Genomic DNA, 1,438 nt, shown 5'->3' on the forward strand with positions numbered 1-1,438 from the left:
GCGATGGGCCCGACGCGCATCCATCGCTCGCCCGATCGATCGACGCCCGCAACGCCGGTTCACCTCCCCCCGTCATTCGCCCGAATCACCGCCTCGGCGGCCGCATCGGCATCGCCCGCATAGCCGTCGTGCACCCGCGTGCGCAACCCCGGCAGCGGCGCTTCGCCGTCGAGCAGGTGGCCGCCGCGTTCCTTCGTCTGAACCGTCGCCCGCATCGACAGCCCCACCCGCAGCGGATGCGCCGTCAATTCCGACGGCTCCAGCGAAATCACCACCGGCACCCGCTGCACCACCTTGATCCAGTTCCCCGCCGCGTTCTGCGACGGCAGCATCGAGAACGCGCTCCCCGTCCCCGCCGAGAAGCCCTCCACCCGCCCCCGGTACGTCACCCGCGAGCCGTACAGATCCGACTCCAGCCGCACCGGCTGGCCAACCCGCATATGGCGGATCTGCCCTTCCTTGAAGTTCGCCTCCACCCACACCTGCCGCAACTGCACCACCGACATCAGCGGCACGCCCGGCCCCACCTGCTGGCCGATCTGCACCGACCGCTGACCCACCGTGCCGTCCACCGGCGACACGATCGTCGTCCGCTTCAGATTCCGGTACGCGAGCCTGAACTGCGCGGCCGCCTGCTGCACCGACGGGTTCTGCTCCACCGGCCGCTCGCTGCCCAGCGCGCGCGCCGCGTCCCGCTGCGCCTGCGCGCCCGCCAGCGCCGCCTGCGCGTTCGCCAGGTTCGACTTCGACCGCGCCAGCTCCTCCGGCGCCACCACCTCCACCGACGCCCCCGTGCGCGCGCGATACGCCTGCTGCGCAAGCTTCAGGTCCGCCTCGCGCGCCTTCACCGTCTCCTCGTACATCCCCATCGAGATCCGCGTGTTCGCGACCTGCCGCACCGCCTGCGCGAGCTGCGCCTGCGCCTGCGCGAACGCCGCCGACGCGTCCGCGTCGTCCAGCTTCGCCAGCACCTGCCCCGCCTTCACCTGCTGCGTGTCGGTCACCAGGATGTCGGTCACCGTCCCCTGGATCTGCGCGGCGATCTGCACGATGTTGCCGGCGACGTACGCGTCGTCGGTCTCCTCGCTGTAGCGGCTGACGAGGAACCAGTAGAGCCCCGCCGCCAGCGTCAGGATCGCCAGCAGTCCGAAGAACAGCGTGAAGCGGCGGCGGCGCGTCGCGCGGCGCGCGGCCAGGAGCGCGGCCGGGAGCGCGGCGTCTTCGGGGCGCGCGGGCGAGCCGTCCGTGGCCGGATGCTTCGCGCGCGAGCCGTCGGCGCTCGCCGTGTCGTTTGGCGTCTTCGCGCGCAGCGTGTCGGTAGCGGTGTCGTTCAAGGTCTTGGCGTGCGTCGGTGGCGTGGCGCCATGGGGCGGCGGCTCGGCGTGCTCGGCGTGCTCGGCGTGCTCGGCGTGCTCGGCGTGCTCGGCGTGCTCGGCGT

1 protein-coding gene is annotated in these 1,438 nt (G+C 72.5%); it reads right to left on the reverse strand.

The window, feature by feature from the left end:
• Nucleotides 1-59: 59 nt before the first annotated feature.
• Nucleotides 60-1,334, reverse strand: a complete 1,275-nt coding sequence (locus WS69_RS15305; protein WP_082716216.1) for an HlyD family efflux transporter periplasmic adaptor subunit — start codon at nucleotides 1,332-1,334, stop codon at nucleotides 60-62.
• Nucleotides 1,335-1,438 lie beyond the last annotated feature (104 nt).

Source organism: Burkholderia sp. BDU5 (assembly GCF_001522845.1).
Classification (GTDB): Bacteria; Pseudomonadota; Gammaproteobacteria; order Burkholderiales; family Burkholderiaceae; genus Burkholderia; species Burkholderia mayonis.